Raw genomic sequence first — 21,113 nt, 5'->3', positions numbered from 1 at the left:
GGCCCTGATGGCCGCAGCTGCTGTTATGACCGGTGGGAGTCGCTCAAAGTTGAGCGGGTCAGGCGCTTTTCGTCGGTCTTGGACCCAGAAAAAGCGCCGTCCAGGCGGCGTTCGATCTCAGGCGTGGGCCTGGCGCTGCTGTTGAGCGTGAACGTCGATCATGTCGAGGTAGAGCGAGGCGTAGGGCTTGGCGCATTCGGACCAGAAGAAGGGGCCCTGCATGGCGCGACGACGCATGGCGAACAACAGGTCCTGACGCTCGAACACCCCCAGGGCGCGGTCGATGGCGCCGAGGTAGTTTTCCAGCGAGAGCGGGGTGAACAGGAAGCCCGTGGTGCCGTCTTCGATGCTGTCGGCCAGGCCACCGGTGCGGGTGGCGATCGGCAGCGAGGCGAAGCGCTGTGCGTACATCTGGCTCAGGCCGCAGGGTTCGAAGCGCGAAGGCATCAGCAGGAAGTCGCTACCCGCGTACATGCGCCGGGCTTCGGTTTCGCAGAAGCCGATGTGGGCGCTGACCCGACCGGGATAACGCAAGGCCAAAGCCCGTACCTGCCGCTCGATGTGCTGCTCGCCACAGCCGATGATCATCAGCTGGCCACCGCGGGCGACGATGTGATCGGCCGCCTGGATGGTCAGGTCGATACCCTTCTGCTGCACCAGGCGCGAAACCACGGCGAACAGGGGCCCGTTGGACGGCTCCAGCCCGAACTCCTCGCGAATGCGCGCGGCGTTCACCGCCTTGCCTTCCCAGTCCGACTCGGTGAACTGCTGGCACAGGTGCGGATCGCTGCAGGCGCTCCAGCCGTCGTCGATGCCATTGAGCAGGCCGGTCAACTTGCCTTCGCGGGCTTTCACCTGCAGCAGGCCTTCCAGGCCATAGCCGAATTCCGGCGTGGTGATTTCCTGGGCGTAGGTGTGGCTGACGGTGGTGATGTGGTCGGCGTAGACCAGACCCGCCTTGAGGAAGGATACCTTGCCCCAGAACTCAAGGCCTTCCATCTGGAAGGCATGCTCGGGGATGTCCAGGTCGGCGAGTACCGAAGCGGGGAACAGCCCCTGGTAGGCCAGGTTGTGGATGGTGGTCAGGCAGGGCGTGGTCGAGCCCTGCCAGCGCAGGTAGCCCGCGGCGAGACCGGTCTGCCAGTCGTTCAGGTGCAGCAGATCGGGAACCCAGCGGATCGAGGCTTCGCCCAGGGCGAAGTCGGCGGCGGCACTGGACAGGCGACCGAAGCGGATATGGTTGTCGGCCCAGTCGACGTTGTCGAGGTCGCCATAGGGATTGCCCGGACGCTCGTAGAGTTCGGGGCAGATCAGGACATAGACGACCAGGCCGTCTTCCAGATTCACGCGGCCAACGTCACAGGCGGGCATGGCGCCGCGAGCGGCGATGCGGCCAACCATCTGCATGCGATCCTTGACCGCGGCGATGACCTGGCGATAGCCCGGGATCAGCACCCGTACGTCATGGGACGCGGCGAGGGCGCGGGGCAGGGCGCCGGAGACCTCGCCAAGGCCACCGGCCTTGACGAAATCGGAAATTTCCGGGGTCACGAAAAGAATGCGCTTACGACTTTCGACGACGGAGCTCAGCGTCAGCTGAGGTTCTTCCGAACGCTTGCGAGGAGTGCTGGATCTGGTGGTGCGAGTGGCAGTTTCAACGGGCTCAAGAGCCCCAAATTTCCCCACGACGGCGTTTGCCATGGTGCGCTCCCAATGCAGCGAGTTCGAGACTGAGGTTTACCTGATTGCTTCTTTCCTGAAGCTCGATGCTTCCTGGTTCAAAAACGCCTACAGCCGAGCTGCTACAGCCTTTTTGCCGATCACCTCTTGCGAGATGCCTGGAGTTGGGCGAGAACTGCTTCGCGAAATTCCAGAATGCTCTCGCACTGACTCACGGACGACGTCACAAGTTTCCCGCGCGAATGTTGCCGTCCTGTTTGTCTTTGCGAGATGCATGCCCGAATTGGCAGAGGTACCGTGCGTCGCCGTTAAAGACATGCCTGAGATGAACCGCTTGATCTCCGCGTAATTGCCGAAAATGACTGACGATTCAGACTTCTGGTTGTCTCGCCACGGGCTCTTGCCTTTCGTCGGATTGTATGGCCGGCAGGCTGTCGCGCCGGCCCAGCTCGGTTCGCAGCTTGGGCAGGCAGAGCGGAAATTCGCGGTTGATATAGGTAATTAGCCGCTCGCGCACGAAGCAGCGCAGGTCCCAGTTCTTCGAAGAATCACCGGAACTCACCAGCACGCGAATCTGCATGGATTCGCTGGAGGCATCCGTCACCTGGAGCACACAGACCCGCCCATCCCACAAATGGGGCACTTCCGCGCAGGCGCGTTCCAACTCGGTGCGGATGGGCGCCAAGGGCAGGGAATAGTCAACCCAAATGAATACCGAGCCGATCAGGCTCGAGGACGAGCGTGTCCAGTTCTGGAAAGGGGTCTCGATGAAGTATTGCAGGGGCACCACCAGGCGCCGATCGTCCCAGATACGTACCACCACGTAGGTGCCGGTGATCTCTTCCACGCGCCCCCATTCGCCCTCGACGATCACCACGTCATCGAGGCGAATCGGTTGGGTCACGGCGATCTGCAGACCGGCGATGAGATTGCCCAGTACCGGTCGTGCCGCGATGCCGGCCACCAACCCGGCGACCCCGGCGGAAGCCAGCAGGCTGGCGCCCACCTGGCGCACGGCGGGAAAGGTCATCAGCATCAGGGCGATGCCGACCAGCAGCACCACGAAGCTCAGGCTGCGGACCAGCACTCGATTCTGCGTCTGGATACGGCGGGCTCGAAGATTGTCGACCACGTCCACCGGGTTGCGCAGGGCGATGGTGGCACCCACCGCCTTGACCGCCCGCAGGCCCAGCCAGGTGAAGGCGGCGATGCTGAGCAGACCGGTGACGTGCTGTACGGCGCGCAACAGCGGCAGGGCATCAGGTGCTGAATTCCAGACACCTTGGAGCACCACGAGGGGCACGGCCAGGCGCGCTGGCTTTTCCGCGTACTTCACCAGATTACGGGCGAGCAGGAAGGGGTTGGCCAAGCGTCGAATGGCGGCGAAGGCCAGGGTCAGGGCGATGGCACTGATCGCCAGGGCGACCACCGCGGCGATCAGGGTGGTGACCCAGGGGGCTTGCAGCCAGCCCGTCCAGTCGATGGCCGTCATGCGCTTTTCCTCCGGCAGACGGCTTCCCAGGATCCGCAGAGCTGGCGCGTCGGAATCGCGGGAAGCCCTTCGAGATACCTGGTGTCCGACTGAGGACATCGGCCCCGGTTCCCATGCATGGCTAACGCAGCCAGACATAGTTATCAGTAATACCACCCCTAATGTGCCGTGTTAGGGTTCGAGAGGCGGCTTTTTTCCGCCAGTTGGCGCGGCGCAGTGTCGCAGGGTGGGGCTAGGCTGGAAGAGAGGGCGGAAGCAACGCGGCCGGCCTGTCCGGCGCCACGACACCTGGTGTAGCGGCGACTATGGCCCGCGGGCTAAGGGCGGATCGACAGGATGTGAGACGTAGGCACTGCGAGGAAACTGCCCGCGCGCCCTGGATGGGAGTAGAATTCGCGCCCCAACAAGACACGTCCTGTCGAACGGCGGACCTACGAAGATCGAGACGGATTTATGAAACCAGTGGTAGTGGTCGTCGAAGACGAGAACATGTTGCTCGGGTTGATGGAAGAAGTGCTCGAAGGCGAAGGCTTCGAGGTGCGGACCTTCGGCACCGCGGATCAAGCCTGGGAACATCTGTCGACCGCGCGACCAGTCCCCGATCTGCTGATCACCGACGTCCGCATGCCCGGCGCAATCGACGGTCTCGAATTGGCACGGCGCGTCAAGCAGCAGTTGCCCGGTCTGCCCATCATCGTTTCATCGGGCTATTTCGAAGAGCTGCAGCCCGAGCGCGCGCCGGACATCCACTATCTTCCCAAGCCCTGGCGTTTCGATGACCTGCTGGCGGGTTGCTTCCGTTTCCTGAATCAGCGCAAGGCCTGAGTCCTCCCGCGGTTCGTCCTGGTGGACCCCGAGGTGATTGGGGTCTGTGCAGGAGAAATCGCAGTGCCTAAGCTGATTCCATTTCGTTATTTATTTTCCAATCCTTAGATCGTTTAGCTTGGCCTCCAGCTCGCGTCGCTACGACGCATCAGGCGCCCCACGGGCGCTGGACAAGGAGGCTTCAAGTGAATTCCCTCATCAAATCCCTGGTGCTCGCGGTGAGCGCCTTGGCGCTGGTCGGTCAGGCCCAGGCCGCCGATCTGGTAATCGGCTACCAGACCGGTGTCGGTCCCTCCAAGGTGGCCCAGGCCGATGGCCTGTACGACAAGGCCATCGGTCAGCGGATCGACTGGCGGCGCTTCAACAGTGGCCCGGAAGTGGTCGCTGCCCTGGCGTCCGGCGATGTGCAGATCGGCAACCTCGGCTCCAGCCCACTGGCCGCCGCCACCTCGCGCAAGCTGCCGTTGGTGACCTTCATCGTCTCGGCGCAGATCGATTCCGCCGAGGCACTGGTGGTGCGCAACGGCAGCGGCATCGACAAGCCCGAACAACTGGTGGGCAAGACCATCGCCACGCCCTTCGTGTCCACCTCGCACTACAGCCTGCTGGGCGCCCTCAAGCATTGGGGCGTCGATCCCACCAAGGTGAAGATCGTCAACCTCAACCCCACCGAGATCGCCGCGGCCTGGCGGCGGGGTGACATCGATGGCGCCTTCGTCTGGTCTCCCGCTCTGGGCGAGATCAAGAAGAACGGCAAGGTGCTCGCCGATGCCGCCCAGGTGGGTGCCTGGGGCGCCCCCACCTTCGAGGTCTGGGTCGCCCGCAAGGACTTCGCCGAGACGCATCCCGAGATCGTTAGCCAGTTCGCCAAGGTCACCCTCGACGCCTTCGCCGACTACCAGGCCCATGGCAAGCAGTGGGGCCCGGATTCGGCGCAGGCGAAGAAGATCGCCCGCCTCACTGGCGCCGACGCTGCCGACATTCCCGAGTTGCTAGCCGGTTCGCGCTACCCGGATGCCCAAGCCCAGCTCGGCCCAGAGTTGCTCGGCGGCGGCACGGCCAAGGCCATCGCCAGGACCGCGGAATTCCTCAAGGAACAGAAGCGCATTCCCACGGTGCTCGACGACTACTCGCCCTATGTGAGCGCCGACTACGTCCGCAAGGCCCAGTGATAGTCACCCCTCTTCACGCCACGACTCGCCCCTCTTCGGAGGGGCTTTTTTTCCTTTCGACAGGAGCCGGTCATGAGTCGACTCAGCCTGGAACAGGCCAGCCTCGCATTCGTCCGCGCTGGCCGGACGCAACCCATTCTGCAACAGCTCGATCTCTCCATCGCCAAGGGCGCCGCCCTGGTGGTGCTGGGTCCATCAGGGTGCGGCAAGTCCAGCCTGCTCAACGTCCTCGCTGGCTTCCAGCGGCTGGATGGCGGACGGGTGCAGCTCGATGGACGCACCCTGGAGGGGCCGGGTGGTGAACGCGGGGTGGTGTTCCAGGACGATGCCCTGATGCCCTGGCTCAATGCCCGGGAGAATGTCGCCCTCGGTCTGCGCCTGCGCGGTCTGGCACGGGCCGAACGGGAGCGCAAGGCGCAGGAGATGCTCGAGCTGGTAGGACTGGCGCAGCACGGTGAGCATGCCGTCGGCGAGCTCTCCGGCGGTCAGCGCCAGCGCCTTGGACTGGCGCGTGCCCTGGCGGTGGACCCGGATTTCCTGCTGTTGGACGAACCCTTCGGTGCCCTCGATGCCCTGACCCGTGAGCGCATGCAGGTGCTGCTGCTGGAGGTGTGGAAGCGCGCCGGCAAGGGGCTGTTCCTGATCACCCACAGCGTCGACGAAGCCCTGTTCCTGGCCACCGAACTGCTGGTGCTGGATGGCCCGCCGGCACGGGTCGTCCGACGCCTGGACGTGCCGTTCTCGCGGCGCTACCTGGCCGGTGAACCGGTCCGCGAGATCAAGGCCGATCCGCGCTTCGCTCTGTTGCGCCAGGAACTTCTCGACCTCTTTCTACAGGAGACACCCGACCATGTCCTCTGACACCCTGACCACCCCGGCCCAGGCGCTGCGGGAAAAACGCCGTTTCCCGCTGGACCGCCGCCGCGTCGCCGCCCTTGGCACCCTGGCCGCCGTGCTGGTGCTCTGGTGGAGCGCGACCCACTTCGGCTGGGTGGACACACTGTTCCTGCCGTCTCCCGAGCAGTTGGTCGTGGCGCTGCAGGGACTGCTCGCCGACGGCTACCTGGATGCGAGCCTCTGGCAGCACCTGGGCACCAGTCTGCTGCGGGTGCTCGCCGCGCTGTTCGCGGCCGTGCTCACCGCGGTGCCCCTGGGTATCGCCATGGGCCTCAACCCGACGCTGAACGCCGCCCTGGACCCGCTGGTGGAGTTCTATCGACCGATTCCGCCGCTGGCCTACCTGCCGCTCATGGTGATCTGGTTCGGCATCGGCGAGCTGTCCAAGGTGCTGCTGATCTACCTGGCACTGTTCGCCCCGCTGCTGATCGCCACCGTGGGCGGGGTGCGCCGGGTCGATCGTGCCCGCATCCAGGCGGTGCGTTGCCTGGGCGCCTCACGAGGCCAGGTGGTCCGCCACGTCATCCTGCCCAGCGCCTTGCCGGACATCCTCACCGGTCTGCGGATCGCCCTTGGGGTGGGCTGGTCGACGCTGGTGGCCGCCGAGCTGATCGCCGCCAACCGTGGCCTCGGTTTCATGGTGCAGTCGGCCGCCCAATTCATGGCCACCGACGTGGTGGTGGTAGGCATCCTGCTGATCGCCAGCATCGCCCTATCCATCGAACTCGGCTTGCGCGCCTTGCAGCGGCGCTACGCCGGCTGGAAGTGAGGAGCAACCAGATGACCATTACCTTCGAACGTCTCAGTCCGGCGCTGGGCGCCCTTGTCCACGGCCTGGATCTGCGCGAGCCCCTGACCGCCACGAGTCACGCGGCGCTGCACCAGGGGCTGTTAGAGCATCAGGTGCTGTTCCTCCGCGACCAGTTGCTCACGCCGCGCCAACAGCGGGATGTGGCCGCGCGTTTCGGTGACCTGCACATCCATCCGATCTATCCCAAGCACCCCGAGCAGCCGGAAATCCTGGTGCTGGACACCGAACTCAACGACCTGCGCGATAACGCCCTCTGGCACACCGACGTCAGCTTCATCCAGACACCGCCGCTGGGCTCGCTGCTCAGTGCCCGGCAGTTGCCGCCCTATGGCGGCGATACCCTCTGGGCGAGCAACTCGGCGGCCTACGCTGCCTTGTCCGCGCCTATCCGCGAGCTGCTCGAGGGCCTAAGTGCCTGGCACGACCTGAGCAAGTCCTTCCCTCTGGAACGCTTCGGCCAGACTCCGGACGCCCTGGAACGCTTCAACGCGGCGCGGGCGGCCAATCCGCCCGTTCGCCATCCGCTGGTGCGGGTACACCCGGAAACCGGGGCGAAGGGGTTGTTCGTCAGCGAGGGCTTCACCACCCGCATCGTCGAGCTGACGGAGAGCGAGAGCGATGCCCTGTTGCGGCTGCTGTTCGCCCATGCCGCGCGACCGGAATTCCAGGTGCGCTGGCAGTGGCGGGTTGGGGATCTGGCCTTCTGGGACAATCGCATCACCCAGCACTACGCCTGTGACGACTATCGTCCCCAGCGGCGCGTGATGCATCGGGCGACCATCCTCGGTGATCGGCCGCGAGGGCCGCGGGAAGCGATCTGAAGGCAGGGCTGCTGGGTCGCTGACCTGGCAGCGGCGGAGGCGATGGGCGTCAGTTGCCCAGGACGTCGACCAGGCCGAGGACGAAGAACAGCACGATACAGACCACGGCTACCACCACGGGGATGAAGCGCGGGTCCTTGATCGCCTTCCACATGACCTGACGATTGCTGCGGGAATTGTCCATGACGCCACTCCTTCGGGAAAGCCTGGGAGCTTACTGCATCGGCGGTCTGGGCGAGTAGCGCCTTGGTCGGCTCTGGAGTGCGCTTCGGCGGTTGGCGCGACCACCGAAGCGCCTCTGCCTCAGGCCACGCCGATCTTCCACTGGGGTGGCGGCGCGGTCCCGTTGACCGCGAAGTCGCCGACGATCCGATCCTTGTAGATGCGCGGATTGTGCGAGGCGAGGGTGCGGGCATTGCGCCAGAAGCGATCCAGCCCCTGGGGTCTGAGGGTCGCCGAGGCGCCCAGGGCATCGAATAGCCGCCCGGAGGCATCGATGATGAGATCCGTGACCACGTTCAGCGCCTGGCAGACTTCCAGCTCCGCCAGAGCCACTGCCTGATCCTCGGCGGCCTGGTCATCCGCGTGGCGCAGGTCGTACACCCGCTGCAGTGCCTCGGCGGTCTTGAGGGTGATCACCCCGGCGCAGTAGGCGGCGCTGCGTACCTTGCCCACCACCTCGAGGACCTGCGGGTCCTGGCTGACCCGGTCGGCGTTGCCGATGGTGAAGGTGCGGGTGCGGGCCGCCACCGCCGCGGCGACCTCGTCACTCATCGCACGCCCCATGCCGGCGAGATTGGCCAGGTGGAAGACCTGGAAGAAGCCCGGCGAATAGCGAAAGCGTTCACCTACCGCCACCACATCCTCCGGCGCTACCCGCACGTTGGTGAAGGTCGCGGTACCGCTGGCGGTGAGGGTCTGGCCAAAGCCATTCCAGTCGTCCACCACCTCCACGCCAGGGGCGTCGCGCCGGACCGTGGCCATGACGCGGTTGCCGGCGTCGTCGGTAGCGCCTACGTCGATCCAGTCGGCATACAGCGAGCCGGTGGTGTAGAACTTGGTGCCCGAGAGCAGCAACAGGTCGCCGTCGCGCCGCAGGCGGGTGCTGAATTCGGCACGGCGGGCGTCGCCCACCTCGCTGGACGCGGGGCCGAGGGTCTCGCCGGCGGCGATGCGGGCGAACCATCGGGTGCGGCGGGCGGCGTTGTCGCTGTTCAACAGGCCCTCGACGAAGCCCATGTGGCCGCGCAGCGCCTGGACCAGGTTCGAGTCGGCTTCGCCCAGTTCGATGAGCAAGGCGAACAGTTCCGGCAGGGTGACGCCCGCGCCGCCGTGCTCGACGGGCAGGCGCAGTGCGGTGAAGCCTGAGGTCTTGAGCCAGTCCAGTTCCTCGACGGGCAGGCGACGCTGCACCTCGCGTTCGATGGCGCCAGCGCGGATGCGCTGGAACAGGGGGCGAAAACGGGCCGAGAGTTCGGCATGGCGAGGGGAGGGGCCGGCGCCCCAGCCGGAGGAAATGACGGTCATGCGTGGCAGGGTCCTTCTGGTCGTTTCAATGGAAATCGGGGTCGACGAAGTCGGCGAGGACGTCATCGCGCAGGGCGAGGAAGGCCGCGTCACTGCGATGGCGGGGACGAGGCAGGTCGATCTCGACGATGCGGCGAATGCGGCCGGGGTGGGGCTCCATGACCACTACCCGGTCGCCGAGGAAGACCGCTTCGTCGACGTCGTGGGTCACCAGCAGCATGGTCGTACCTTCGCGCTGCCAGATACGCTGCAATTCGTGCTGCAGTCGGGTACGGGTGAGGGCGTCCAGGGCGCCGAAGGGCTCGTCCAGCAGCAGTACCCGGGGGCGATTGACCAGGCCGCGGGCGATCGCCACGCGTTGTGCCATGCCACCGGAGATCTGGTGCGGATAGGCGGCGGCGAAGCCTTCCAGGCCGACCAGCCGTAGGTGATCCCAGACACGCTCGGCTTTTTCGGCCGCGCTCAGGGGAGCGTTGCGGAGGCCCACCGCGACGTTTTGCTCCACATTCAGCCAGGGGAACAGCCGGTGATCCTGGAATACGATGCCGCGCTCGAGGCCGGTGCCGATGACGGGCTGGCCATCGAGCTGGATACTGCCCTGATAATCGTCGTCGAGGCCGAGGATGAGGCTCAGCAGGGTGGATTTGCCGCAGCCGCTGGCGCCGACGATGCTGATGAACTCGCCCGGCGCGACATCCAGGCGGATGTCCTGCAATACCTGGAGCGCACCAGTAGGGCGGCGTGGATCGACGAAGCTCTTGCTGACGTGGTCGATGGCGAGGGTCATGGGATCTCCTTGCGGCTAGCGGCCATAGCGCCGCAGCAGGCGCCGTTCCAGGCGCTGAGTGAAGAGGTTGAGGGCGGCGCCGACCAGGCCGATCACCACCATGCCGACCAGTACCAGGTCCATGCGGAAATGCTCGCTGCCGTCGACGAGGGTATTGCCGATACCCTCACCGGAGACCAGTAGGTATTCGGCGCCGAGGGTGGCGAGCCAGGAATAGATCAGCGCGAGATAGAGACCGGTGAAGATCGTCGGTAACGCGGCCGGCAGCATCACCTCCCGCAGCGTCTGCTGCCGGCTGTAGCCGTAGACCCGGGCGACCTCCAGCAGCCGCGGCGGTACGCTGCGTAGGCCGTCGCAGGTGTGCACGGTGACCGGCACCAGTGCCGCCAGCGATAGGAAAACCACCTTGGCGACATCGCCCAGGCCGAACCACACCGAGATCAAGGGAATCCAGGCGAACAGCGACACCTGCTTGAAGGTGTTGAAGCTCGGACCCACCAGGCGCTCGAACAGCCGTGACTGGCTGAGCAGATAGCCGAGTACCAGCCCCGCCAGAGTGCCGATGGCGAAGCCGGCGAGGTTGCGCGCCAGACTCGCGGCCAGCATGCGCCAGAGTTGTCCTGAGGCCAGCAGGTCCCAGGCGGTGGCGAGCACCCGTTGGGGGCTGACCAACAGCGGAGAGGGCGTGTCGTCCAGTTGCGTCCACAGCCACCAGGCGACGAGGGCCGCGGCAGGTAGCCACCAGCCGCGGCTGGGGAGTGCGGACCGCGCTGCGCCGGGGACGGTCACGCGCCACCCCCGCTGGTGGCCGAGCCCCGTCCGAGTCGCCGTTCGAGGGCGTCGAAGCCACGGTCGATGGCGTAGCCGACGGCGCCGACGACCACTACCGCCGCCATCACCAGGTCGAGCTGGAACAGCTGGCGGCCGTAGACGATCAGATAGCCAAGGCCTTCGCTGGAGGCCACCAGCTCCACCACCACCAGTGACAGCCAGGCCTTGGTAAAGCCCAGCCGCAGTCCGGTGAAGAGCGTCGGGACCCCGGCCGGGAGCACGACGCCGCTGATGATCTGTCGTTGGCTGAAGCCGTTCACCCGGGCCACCTCGACCAGACCCTGGGGCGCCTCGCGGAAGACCTGCAGGGTGGCCAGGGTCACCGGGACCAGCGCCGCCTTGGCGATGAGTACGTACTTGAGAGGTTCGCCGATGCCGAACAGCAGCAAGGCGAAGGGCAGCCAGCCCAGTACCGGGATCTGTACCAAGGCATTGAAGGTGGGCAGCAACAACCCCCTGAGCCGCGCTGAAAGACCCATGGCGGCGCCCAGCAGCGCTCCCAGGCCGGCACCCAGCAGGAAGCCCACCAACACCCGCTGCAGACTGGCGCCGGCATGTAGCCAGAGATCGCCACTGCGTGTCAGCTCCACCAGGGTCTCGTAGACATAGCTGAGGGGCGGCAGGACCTGGGGTGACACCCAGCCCTGCACCACGCCGAGTTGCCAGATGCCGAGTGCCGTCAGTGGCAGGACGAAGGGCAGTGCAGGGTATAGCCATCGATGCAGGGTCGCAGGGGCGGCGGGCCGCCGCGCTGTCGGCGTGGCGGCGGGGGCCAAGGGTAAGGCGTCAGCGCGACTCATGCTGGGCGACCTCCGCTATGGGGTCCGGGGTCGCCTGGGCCAGTGGCAGGCGCGTGCGCCCATCGGCGGCGTAGGCGATCCAGAAGTTCTGCAGGTTCTGCCGTTGCAGCGCCTGCTCCAGATAGCGAGTATCGAACCAGCCATCGAGTTGGACGGGTCGCCGGATCAGCTTCTCCTGCTTGGCCTGGTCGGCAACCGCCTGGTAGCGGCCCTTGACGAAGCCATCCACCAGCGGCGAGTTGCGGTCCTTCAGCGACTGCCCGGCGTACTCCGCCTGCCAGGACGTCAAGGGGGCACCGGACTTGGCCCATTCCTCCAGCAGGGCCTGGCGATTGCTCTCCTCGGAGGCCCACCTGGCCGCCTGGACCACCACGTCCACCACTTTCTGAGTCTGCGCGGGGTGCTCGCGTTCGTACTCTCCGCGCACGGTGAGCGCCACCTGCCGGGTCAGGCGCGGGTCCTGGCCCTGGGTGCTGTAGATGATGTCCACCAGTCCCTGGTCGCGCAGCTTGAACAGTTCCAGACCGCCGAAGGCCGCGTCCACCCCCTTGGCGGCCAGGGCTGCCTGGGTGCTGCCGGTGTCGAGGTTGATCACCTTGAGGTCGCGTTCGGTCAGACCCTGCTCGGCCAGTACGTTGATGGCGACCAGATGGCCATTGGTGCCGCGGAAGATGGCGACCTTCTTGTCCTTGAGATCGGCGATGCTGGTGATCGGCGAGCCCTTGGGCACCGCCACGTAGACGTTGGAACGGGTGCCGAGGGTGACCAGCAGCTTGGTGTCGAGGCCATTGGCCCGGGCCACCACCTGGGGCAGATCGCCCTGATAGGCGAAATCGATCTGCCGATTCGACAGAGCTTCGTTCACCGCCGGCCCGGCGCCCTTGAAGAAGAACCACTGCACCTCGGTATCGGTGCCGGCGAAGGCCTTTTCCAGCAGTTGCTGGTTGCGCACCACCCCCAGCGGGGTCCCGCCGAAGGTCGGGGGATCGCCGCCCCCGGCCTGCGCGATGCCGATGCGCAACACCTCGGCGTGGGCGGCACCGGTGGTACCGATCAGGGCGATGGCCGCGACGAGGCGGCGGCCCAGATTTCCAAAGCTTCCCATGGCAGGCTCCTTGCTGGACCGTCAGGCGGCCAAATGTTTCTTGTCGGCTTCGGTCCGCGGCGAGCGGGCCTCCGCGGTGGGCTTGATGGCTTGGCTGGGGCGGCCGTCAACGCCGACGGGCACCTCGCCGGCGATGGTGGTGCGGCGCACGATGCGCTCGGCGCTGCCGTAGTCGTCGATGGCGATGTGCTGGGTGGCACGGTTGTCCCAGAGCACTACGTCGCCCGCCTGCCAGCGCCAACGCACGGTGTTTTCCAGCGCCGTCACCCGATCCTGGAACAGGCGCAGCAGCTGTCGCGAGTCGTTGGCGCTCACGCCCTGGAGCTGCTTGACGAAATGCCCCAGTACCAGCGCGCGTTCACCGGTCTCCGGATGGACGCGTACCAGCGGATGCTCGGTCTCGTACACCTCCGCGGTGAATTCCTCGCGATAGCGCCGCAGGCCGTTGGCTTCGGCATGACGCGGTGGGGCGTAGTCGTAGAGATTGGTATGCAGGGCGCGCAGACCGTCGGCCAGCGCCTTGAGTGGTTCCGGCAGATCGGCGTAGGCCGCCGCGGTATTGGCCCAGACGGTATCGCCACCCTGGGCCGGGATCACCACGCCGCGCAGGATGGAAATCTTCGGATAATCCACCACGAAGGTGACATCGGTATGCCAGGAGTTGGCCCGGCTGTTGCGCGAGTCCAGGTTGAGAATGGCCGCACTGCGTTCCGCGGATCGTACGGTGGGGTGGGGGACCTGTTCGCCGAAACGGCGGGAGAAGGCTTCGTGCTCTTCGTCGCTGAGGTGCTGATCGCGCAGGAACAGCACCTTGTGGGTCAGCAGCGCCTGGTGCAGCGCGGCGAAGGTCGCATCGTCGAGGGCGGCTGACAGTTTCACGCCGCTCACCTGAGCGCCGATACGACCAGTGACGGGTTCGATAACGAGAGACATGGCAAGACTCCTGGCGGGATGAAATGTCGCCGGAGTGTAGAAGTGGGTTTTACGAAGTTTCTAATCTTAAATGGGACTAAGTTTATGCCGGTGTCGAGTTGTTATCTCAGTGTTTATGGAGCAACACTTGGCGTTGACTCTTTTCACTCCGATACATTCTCCATGTAATTGTCTTGCCTCAATTTTTGCTTCTCGCCCGGTGACTTGTGAAATGTTCGACAAGGCCGGCTGCCCGCTCCGAAACAGCAGGTGTCCAGCAGGGGCGTATGACGGCAGGAGGTAATGCCGCAAGGTTATTTGGCGCTCTCCAGTTACTTGATTAGGGTCGTGCTTCCTTTGGTCTTGCTCAGGTGCTGAGGTGAATGTCTATCTGGATCGGCGGCAGCGCTACTTCGTGAAGTTGTTGCGACGAACCTTCACGGCGCGCAGCGAATGGCCGACCTGGGCGCTGCTCATCGGTGTCTATGGCGGCTGGCTGGCGCTGGTCAGCGCCTGGTCCTGGGCTGGCTACTGGGTGCTACCGCCGCTGGTCCTCGTTCTGGTGCTGCAGCAATCCCTGCAGCATGAACTCATCCATGGGCATCCCACCCGCTGGCAGTGGCTCAATGGGTTGTTGGCGTATCCGCCGCTCGGCCTGTGGTTTCCCTATCCGCTCTATCGCGATAGCCATCTGCAGCATCACCAGCGTGAGCACCTCACCGATCCCCAGCGCGATCCGGAAAGCCGCTATCTCGACGGCGAGCTCTGGGAGCGGCGGGGGCCGCTGGGCCGCGGACTGCTGTGGCTGGACAAAACCCTGGCCGGTCGCCTGCTGATGGGACCGATCCTGGCGCTGCACGGCACGCTCTGCCAAGAGGTTCGCCGCTGGCGCCGTGGTGAGCCGGCCGTGTTGCAGACCTGGACTCTGCACCTGGCGCTCATCGCGCTGCTGCTATTCGGCGTCCAACGCCTGGCCGGCATGCCGGCGGTGGTCTATGTCCTGGGTGCCGCCTGGCCGGCACTGGCGCTGGCCCTGGTCCGCTCCTTCTACGAACACCGCCCCGCCCAGGACCCGGCGCAGCGCTGCGTGCTCAACGAGAGCCGCGGGCCCTTGCGCCTGCTGTTCCTCAATAACAGCCTGCATCTGGTGCATCACGATCTGCCAGGCCTGCCTTGGTATCAGATTCCCCGTGTCTATCGCGCCAGGCGGAAGGCCTATCAGGCCCGCAGCGGTCAGTTCGTATTCGCCGGTTACCGCGACCTGGCTCGTCGCTTCGCCTGGCGTCCGGTGGATGCACCCTTGCACCCAGCAGCGCCCATCACGCCGCGGGCGGCAGAGGATCAGCAGCGGCCCTGCGCCTACTGCCTGCCTTGGTAATACCACCCCTATACCGGCGGTGTAACTGCATAACCCTTCCGCCGCGCCCGTGATCAACAGGGCGGGGTGTGATCGGGCGTCTGCTAGAGTGCGGCCTTCGTGAATGCGGAGGGCTGGACGTGCAGGAAAAGAGCTTCGATGTGATCGTCCTGGGGCTGGGCGCCATGGGCGCCGCCGCCCTCTATCAACTGGCCAGGCGGGGCGTGAAGGTGGCGGGAATCGACCGTCATTCGCCACCCCACGATCTGGGCTCCAGCCATGGCGCGACCCGTATCACCCGTCAGGCGGTGGGCGAGGGCGCTGCCTATGTGCCCTTGGCGCTGCGTTCGCACCAGCTATGGCGGGAGTTGGAGGCTGAGCGCGGGGTGAAGCTGTTCGAGCAGTGCGGGGTGCTGATCATGACGGCCACCGCCACGGCGACGAGCCACCATGGCCGGCCGGATTTCACCCGGGCCACCCTGGAACTGGCGCAGCGCTACGGCATCCCGCACGAAGCCTGGGACGGCCCCGGCATTCGCCGACGCTTTCCCCAGTTCCAGGTGGAGGACGATGCCCTGGGCTATTTCGAGCCAGGCGGCGGCTACCTCTACCCGGAGGCCTGCATCCAGGCGCAGCTGGATGGCGCTCGGGAGCGCGGCGCTCAGCTGTTCGCCTACACCACCATCGAACAGATCGTCCAGGACGGGCAGGGCGTGCTCCTGCGTTCGGCCCAGGGTACCTGGCGGGCCGAGCGGGTCATCGTCGCCGCCGGCATGTGGAGTGCCGGGTTGCTCGGCGCACCCTTCACGGATCTGCTGCGGGTCTGCCGACAGACGCTGCACTGGTTCGAGCTGGCCGAGCCTGCACGGTTTCCGGCTGATTCGCCGAGCTTCATCCTGGCGCATGGCAGTGGCGACAGCGATCTCTTCTACGGTTTCCCGCCGCTCCCCGGCGAGCACTCGGTAAAGGTCGCCACCGAGCAGTATCTGAATAATACCACCCCTACACGTATTGACCGGCACATTCATCCTGACGAATCGAGCAAGCTGTTCAGCGATCAAGTAGGACGGTGGGTGGGTGGCCTGTCGCCGCGGGCGGTGCGCAGCGCGGTCTGCGCCTATACCGTCACACCCGACTTCGGCTTCATCGTCGACGAGCATCCCAGGCTGCCGGGCGTCACCCTGGTCAGCGCCTGTTCCGGGCATGGATTCAAGCATTCCGCTGCCCTGGGCGAGGCCCTGGCGCAGCGGGTGGTGGAGGGAGGCAGCGCTATCGATCTGAGTGCCTTCGCCCTGGCGCGGTTCGGCTAGCGGTTGCGTACCGTCAGGGTGACCAGGCGGGTGACCACCAGGGCGATGTACATCACCCCGGAGAATTGCCCGAGCATCACCAGCGAGCGAGCCATGGGACGGATCGGATAGATATCGCTCAGGCCGACGCCGGAGAGGATGGCGAAGCTCACATAGAGCAACTCCGTCCAGGTGCGCGGGGCGGTGGGATCGTTGGCCGCGGTGAAGCTGCCCGGTTGCAGCATCTGGCAGGCGGAAAAGGTGTGGGCGAAGGCCCAGGCCAGCAGGGTGAAGGTCGCGCCCACGGCGAAGAGTTCGTCGGTGGTGGCGCGCTGATCTTCCATCATGTAGGCGATCAGGCTACCGGCGGTGTAGAAGTAGAAGACGGCGTCCAGGATCGCCAGCGTCACCACGAACTGATGCTCGCCGCGCCATTCGATCAGCACCGTGAGGATCAGGATGCAGCCCGCCAGGATGAAGCCCAGCCACTGGATGGTCGGGCTGCGGCGCACCATGCGCAGGGCGGTGGCCAGGACGATGATGCCGAAGGCGCCGACCAGGGCACGACCATGCTCCTGGTGCTCCACCAGCGGATAGAGCAGCAGTCCGAGCAACTGGATGAACAGCAGGTTGGCGGACGGGTAGCGGACCAGGTAGTGCAGCGGGGTCTTCATCGGGGCTCGGGCAGCGGTTCAGGGGCGGCAAGCGTAGCGGTTGCCGATCGGCGGCGCCATGACGAGCGCGCCTTCGGGATGGCGTGCGCTCGTGGCGTTCAGCCTCAGGCGCTCTTGTGGCGGGTAGCGGGCAGCAGGATGGTCAGCACGCCCAGCAGCGGCATGTAAGAGCACAGCTGGTAGACGTATTCGATGCCGTGGTGATCCGCCAGCGCGCCGAGGCCGGCCGCGGCGATGGCGCTGAAGCCGAACATCAGGCCGAAGAAGACGCCGGCGATCATGCCGACGTTGCCCGGGACCAGCTCCTGGGCATAGACCACGATGGCGGAAAAGGCCGAGGCCAGCACGAAGCCGATGATGACGCTGAGCACGCTGGTCCAGAACAGGTCCACGTAGGGCAGGGCCAGGGTGAAGGGCGCCGCGCCGAGGATCGAGAACCAGATGACCGCCTTGCGCCCGATACGGTCGCCGATGGGGCCACCGAGAAAGGTCCCGGCCGCGACCGCGCCGAGGAAGAGGAACAGGTGCAACTGGGAACTGGCCACCGACAGGCCGAAGCGTTCGATCAGGTAGAAGGTGAAGTAGCTGGTGATGCTGGCCATGTAGATGTACTTGGAGAACACCAGCAGGGCCAGCACGACCAGGGCGAAGGTCACCCGTCCGCGCGACAGGCCGTGATCCACCTGGGCCGCCTTGCGACCCTTTGCGCTGCGTAGGTGCTGGCGATACCAGCGCGACAGGCCGTACTGCACGCCGATGGCGAAGACCGCGAAGAGGGCGAACCAGGCGACATGGGTCTGGCCGTAGGGAATGACGATGGCTGCGGCCAGCAGTGGGCCGATGGCGGTACCGGCGTTGCCGCCCACCTGGAAGGTCGACTGGGCCAGGCCGAAGCGACCGCCCGAGGCCAATCGTGCGACCCTCGAGGTCTCCGGATGGAAGGTGGAGGAGCCGACGCCGATCAGCGCCGAAGCGGCGAGGATCGCTGGAAAGCTGCCGACGAAGGCCAGCAGCAGCACACCGATCAGGGTGCAGACCATGCCCGCTGGCAACAGGTAGGGCTTGGGATGGCGATCGGTGTGGAAGCCGATCCAAGGCTGCAGCAGCGAAGCAGTGATCTGGAAGGCCAGGGTGATGAGGCCGATCTGGGTAAAAGTCAGACCATAACTGTCCTTGAGCATCGGATAGATCGAGGGCAGCACCGATTGGATGAGGTCATTGATCAAATGGGCGAGGGCGCAGGAAGCGAGAATCCCCATGACCAGAGGCGAGGCCGTCGCCGCGCTGGCGACAGCGGTTTCGCCGGGTGTGAGCGGGGAGGCAGAGGAAACGGCCATGCAGGTATTACCCTTATTATTTATGTCCAGCCCCTCACTGTGGCATCCTGTTAAATCGGAATCCAGCGCAAGTTACCGGATGTTTCCAGGAGTTGATCACGGCGGCGCGAGTCTTGTGGCTCGTAGCGGCGTTCCATGGCCCCGATCCATCCTGTTTCTGCCTCTCGCAACGGCCTAACCATGACTGTCAAAGATCCACTGCTGCTCGACCAACAACTGTGCTTTTCCCTGTATTCGGCTTCGCTCGCCATGACCCAGCTCTACAAGCCATTACTGGAAAGCATGGGGCTCACCTTCCCGCAATATCTGATCATGCTGGTGCTCTGGGAGCATGACGGCCTCACGCTCAAGGAGCTGTCCAGTCGCTTGCGTCAGGATTCGGGTGCCCTGACGCCGGTGGTCAAGCGGCTCGAGGGAGCGGGGCTGGTCACGCGGCGGCGCAGTGCGGAGGACGAGCGCAACCTGTCCATCGAACTCACTGCGAACGGGCGGGCCCTGCGCGACCAGGCCAGCGGCGTCAACAGCCATGTACGGGAAGTCTGTGCCCTGGGTGATGCCGGCCTCGACGATCTGCGCGAGACCCTGGTGCGGCTGCGCCAGCGCCTCGACCAGGAAGGCGGAACGAATTCCTGAACCAACCCCGGGCTGGGGGTTCCCATGGCTACAGCCGCTCGGGAAATCGTATGACCTTCACCTACCAGCCTGACCGCGACTACCTCCTCGTCGACCTCGCCAGCGGCCGCACCGCCGGGAAGCTGCTGCAGGGCGAATTGCACATCGCCGCAGGCTGCGACGGCGAGGATCCGCGCACCTACGCGCGGCTGCTCGGCGGAACGCTCTGCAGTACCCTGGGCGACGAGGTCGGTCAGCGCGAGGGTGACATCCTCACGCTGAGACGCACCGGCATCAAGCTGCGACTGGTCCCCGTGGAAGTCGCCTGCGGCTGAGCGGCGCGCGGCGCTGGAGCAAGGCGCCACCCTGTCCACCTGGAGCGCTTTGGGCGCTCGAAGCGGTGGTCTGATGTCTTTCACCGACACTGGCCTTTTGTAATCAAGTCGACATCTGACTTCCCTAGTCTGCGCGCATTATCGTCTTCTGGTAGTGGCGACCATGTTCCGTCTCTTCGCTCCCTTGCGTCGTTGGTCTCGCCGATCCTGGCTCAGATCGCTCAGGACCGGCCCGCGGATGCTGTGCTCCTTCACCTTCGCCGCGGTGCTGCTGGCCGGCCTCGGCAGCTTCTCGCTATGGGAAATGCAGCAACTGCGGCGCCAGGCGCTGATCATGGAGCAGGACTGCCTGCCGAGCATCGCCATTGCCGATGCGCTGGCGGTTAACCTCGGGAAATTGCGCAATCAGGCATCGGTGGTGTTGCTCAACGCCGAAGACCCCGGCGCCGTAGCCATGAGCAAGATCACCCTGGAACAGCTGGTGAACGAGACCGACCAGCTGTTCCGCGACTATGAACCCGTGATCACCGATGCCACCGAAGGCGATTCGGTGAAGGCGCTGCACGAGGCCTACCAGCCCTTCGTGAGCGGTCTGCGCCAGGAGGTGCAGCTGATCGAGCAGCAGCAGATACCGGCGGCACGGATGCAGCTGGACACCGTGGTGGGCCTCAAGGGCGATCTGATGGACATGCAGGTCCAGCTGTTGCGCGAACTGAACAAGCAGAGCGCGGCCCAGGCCAAGGAACGTGCCGAGAGCCAGTTCATCAAGGCCCGCACCATCGTCTGGTCGGCCATCGGCAGTGCCATCGTGCTGCTGCTGCTACTGGCGTGGCGCCTGACTCGCAGCGTGGTGCAGCCCCTGCGCCAAGCCGTGGATATCGCCACCGGCATCGCCGCGGGCGATCTGCGGCAGCGCATCGAGCCCCAGGGGCGGGACGAGGCGGCGACGTTGTTGCTGGCCCTGGAGCGCATGCAGGGCAACCTGCGCGAAGTGCTGGCGCGCACGGGCGATGCCTCCGAGCAACTGGCGTCGGCGTCGACGCAGATGTGCGCGGTGATGGACGAAAGCTGTGTCAACCTTGAACGGCAGACCGCCGAGATCCAGCAGGCGGCGGTGGCGGTCAACCAGCTCAACCAGGCGGTGCAGGCCGTCTGCGAACATGCCATGTCCACGTCGGAAGAGTCACGCCGTTGCGTCGACCAGGCCCATGAAGGAAAGGCGCAGGTACAGGAAACGCTGGCCGCCATCACCGAACTGGTGGGCAACGTTGACGAGGCCGCCGCCCAGGCCGGGCACCTGGCCGAGCAGTCCAAGGGCATCAGCAAGATGCTCGATGTGATTCGTGAAGTCGCCGAGCAGACCAATCTGCTGGCGCTCAATGCCGCCATCGAAGCGGCGCGCGCGGGTGACGCTGGCCGTGGCTTCGCCGTGGTAGCGGACGAGGTGCGCGGGCTGGCGCGGCGGACTGGCGATTCGACCCGCGAGATCGAAGGCCTCATCGGCGGCGTGCAGCAGGTCAGCCAGAAGACCGCGGTAGCGCTCGATCAGAGCCGGGCCCAGGCCAGCCAAACCCGCGACAAGGCACAGGCTACCTGGCAGGTGTTGGAAGGCATCACCCAGGCCGTCGCTGCTATCGAAAGACGCAACGATGCGATTTCCGCGGCCACCCAGCAGCAGACGGCGACCACCGAGGAGGTCGACCGCAATCTGACGCTGATCCGGGATGCCGCCACCCAAACCGCCGCCGGTGCCCAGCAGACCAGTGCCAGCAGCCAACAACTCTCGAGCCTCGCCGCCGACCTGCACGGGACCCTGCAACGTTTCGTGGTCTAGCCAGGCGCGCGAGGT

At 65.6% G+C, this 21,113-nt stretch carries 21 protein-coding genes; 10 read left to right on the top strand and 11 right to left on the bottom strand.

Features of this window, described 5'->3' with window-relative positions; genetic code table 11:
• Positions 1-117: 117 nt before the first annotated feature.
• Both glgA and QZ471_RS09340 read right to left on the bottom strand, forming a co-directional pair.
• Positions 118-1,701, bottom strand: a complete 1,584-nt coding sequence (gene glgA, locus QZ471_RS09345; protein WP_295462991.1) for a glycogen synthase GlgA — start codon at positions 1,699-1,701, stop codon at positions 118-120.
• A gap of 349 nt (positions 1,702-2,050) precedes the next feature.
• Complete coding sequence (locus QZ471_RS09340) at positions 2,051-3,172, bottom strand: mechanosensitive ion channel domain-containing protein (protein ID WP_295462989.1); 1,122 nt, start codon at positions 3,170-3,172, stop codon at positions 2,051-2,053.
• Between the two features lie 453 nt (positions 3,173-3,625).
• Here QZ471_RS09340 and QZ471_RS09335 point away from each other — a divergent pair, with 453 nt between their 5' ends.
• The 5 genes from QZ471_RS09335 (at position 3,626) to tauD (ending at position 7,698) form a co-directional block, all read left to right on the top strand.
• Positions 3,626-3,997: a response regulator gene (locus tag QZ471_RS09335; protein ID WP_295462987.1), complete on the top strand. Its 372-nt coding sequence runs from the start codon at positions 3,626-3,628 to the stop codon at positions 3,995-3,997.
• A 185-nt stretch (positions 3,998-4,182) separates the two neighbouring features.
• The gene (gene tauA / locus QZ471_RS09330) at positions 4,183-5,169 is read left to right on the top strand and encodes a taurine ABC transporter substrate-binding protein (RefSeq protein ID WP_295462985.1); all 987 of its coding nucleotides are present in this window, start codon (positions 4,183-4,185) and stop codon (positions 5,167-5,169) included.
• A 72-nt stretch (positions 5,170-5,241) separates the two neighbouring features.
• Positions 5,242-6,030 carry an ATP-binding cassette domain-containing protein gene (locus tag QZ471_RS09325; protein WP_295462983.1) on the top strand — a complete coding sequence of 263 codons (789 nt, stop codon included), beginning with the start codon at positions 5,242-5,244 and terminating at the stop codon, positions 6,028-6,030.
• On the top strand, positions 6,020-6,835 hold the full coding sequence (gene tauC, locus QZ471_RS09320; RefSeq protein ID WP_295462981.1) for a taurine ABC transporter permease TauC: 816 nt from the start codon (positions 6,020-6,022) through the stop codon (positions 6,833-6,835). Before QZ471_RS09325 ends, tauC begins: the two co-directional genes overlap by 11 nt.
• A gap of 11 nt (positions 6,836-6,846) precedes the next feature.
• The gene (gene tauD, locus QZ471_RS09315; protein ID WP_295462979.1) at positions 6,847-7,698 is read left to right on the top strand and encodes a taurine dioxygenase; all 852 of its coding nucleotides are present in this window, start codon (positions 6,847-6,849) and stop codon (positions 7,696-7,698) included.
• A 49-nt stretch (positions 7,699-7,747) separates the two neighbouring features.
• Here the strand turns inward: tauD and QZ471_RS09310 are convergent, their stop codons facing one another.
• The 7 genes from QZ471_RS09310 to QZ471_RS09280 all read right to left on the bottom strand — a co-directional run bounded on the left by QZ471_RS09310 (position 7,748) and on the right by QZ471_RS09280 (position 13,681).
• Positions 7,748-7,882 carry a hypothetical protein gene (locus tag QZ471_RS09310; protein WP_295462977.1) on the bottom strand — a complete coding sequence of 45 codons (135 nt, stop codon included), beginning with the start codon at positions 7,880-7,882 and terminating at the stop codon, positions 7,748-7,750.
• A gap of 119 nt (positions 7,883-8,001) precedes the next feature.
• The gene (locus QZ471_RS09305) at positions 8,002-9,225 is read right to left on the bottom strand and encodes an acyl-CoA dehydrogenase family protein (protein ID WP_295462975.1); all 1,224 of its coding nucleotides are present in this window, start codon (positions 9,223-9,225) and stop codon (positions 8,002-8,004) included.
• Positions 9,226-9,250: 25 nt separating this feature from the next.
• Positions 9,251-10,012, bottom strand: a complete 762-nt coding sequence (locus tag QZ471_RS09300; protein WP_295462974.1) for an ABC transporter ATP-binding protein — start codon at positions 10,010-10,012, stop codon at positions 9,251-9,253.
• A 15-nt stretch (positions 10,013-10,027) separates the two neighbouring features.
• Entirely contained in the window at positions 10,028-10,801 is a 774-nt protein-coding gene (locus tag QZ471_RS09295; RefSeq protein WP_295462973.1) for an ABC transporter permease, read from the bottom strand.
• Entirely contained in the window at positions 10,798-11,643 is an 846-nt protein-coding gene (locus tag QZ471_RS09290; protein WP_295462972.1) for an ABC transporter permease, read from the bottom strand. The genes QZ471_RS09295 and QZ471_RS09290 overlap by 4 nt, the downstream gene beginning before the upstream one ends.
• Positions 11,630-12,748 carry an ABC transporter substrate-binding protein gene (locus QZ471_RS09285; protein ID WP_295462971.1) on the bottom strand — a complete coding sequence of 373 codons (1,119 nt, stop codon included), beginning with the start codon at positions 12,746-12,748 and terminating at the stop codon, positions 11,630-11,632. Before QZ471_RS09285 ends, QZ471_RS09290 begins: the two co-directional genes overlap by 14 nt.
• Positions 12,749-12,769: 21 nt before the next feature.
• On the bottom strand, positions 12,770-13,681 hold the full coding sequence (locus QZ471_RS09280) for a TauD/TfdA family dioxygenase (RefSeq protein ID WP_295462970.1): 912 nt from the start codon (positions 13,679-13,681) through the stop codon (positions 12,770-12,772).
• Positions 13,682-14,039: 358 nt separating this feature from the next.
• On the opposite strand from QZ471_RS09280, the gene QZ471_RS09275 reads away from it, so the two are divergent.
• Together QZ471_RS09275 and solA are read left to right on the top strand one after the other, a co-directional pair.
• Positions 14,040-15,038 carry a fatty acid desaturase gene (locus tag QZ471_RS09275; RefSeq protein ID WP_295462969.1) on the top strand — a complete coding sequence of 333 codons (999 nt, stop codon included), beginning with the start codon at positions 14,040-14,042 and terminating at the stop codon, positions 15,036-15,038.
• A gap of 119 nt (positions 15,039-15,157) precedes the next feature.
• The gene (gene solA, locus QZ471_RS09270) at positions 15,158-16,327 is read left to right on the top strand and encodes an N-methyl-L-tryptophan oxidase (protein ID WP_295462968.1); all 1,170 of its coding nucleotides are present in this window, start codon (positions 15,158-15,160) and stop codon (positions 16,325-16,327) included.
• Here solA and QZ471_RS09265 read toward each other — a convergent pair.
• Complete coding sequence (locus QZ471_RS09265) at positions 16,324-16,980, bottom strand: ion channel (protein ID WP_295462967.1); 657 nt, start codon at positions 16,978-16,980, stop codon at positions 16,324-16,326. The genes solA and QZ471_RS09265 overlap by 4 nt on opposite strands.
• 104 nt (positions 16,981-17,084) lie before the next feature.
• Complete coding sequence (locus QZ471_RS09260; protein ID WP_295463081.1) at positions 17,085-18,239, bottom strand: MFS transporter; 1,155 nt, start codon at positions 18,237-18,239, stop codon at positions 17,085-17,087.
• 258 nt (positions 18,240-18,497) lie between these two features.
• Between QZ471_RS09260 and QZ471_RS09255 the strand changes: the two genes are divergently transcribed.
• The 3 genes from QZ471_RS09255 (at position 18,498) to QZ471_RS09245 (ending at position 21,098) form a co-directional block, all read left to right on the top strand.
• Complete coding sequence (locus tag QZ471_RS09255; protein ID WP_295462966.1) at positions 18,498-18,950, top strand: MarR family transcriptional regulator; 453 nt, start codon at positions 18,498-18,500, stop codon at positions 18,948-18,950.
• 50 nt (positions 18,951-19,000) lie between these two features.
• Complete coding sequence (locus QZ471_RS09250; protein WP_295462964.1) at positions 19,001-19,264, top strand: hypothetical protein; 264 nt, start codon at positions 19,001-19,003, stop codon at positions 19,262-19,264.
• 163 nt (positions 19,265-19,427) lie between these two features.
• Entirely contained in the window at positions 19,428-21,098 is a 1,671-nt protein-coding gene (locus QZ471_RS09245; protein ID WP_295462962.1) for a methyl-accepting chemotaxis protein, read from the top strand.
• The last annotated feature ends 15 nt before the right edge of the window (positions 21,099-21,113 follow it).

The sequence above is a fragment of the uncultured Pseudomonas sp. genome (genome assembly GCF_913774235.1).
In the GTDB taxonomy this organism is placed as follows: domain Bacteria; phylum Pseudomonadota; class Gammaproteobacteria; order Pseudomonadales; family Pseudomonadaceae; genus Chryseomonas.
Note: the sequence above shows the minus strand (reverse complement) of the source record. Positions and strands in the feature narration are given on the sequence as shown.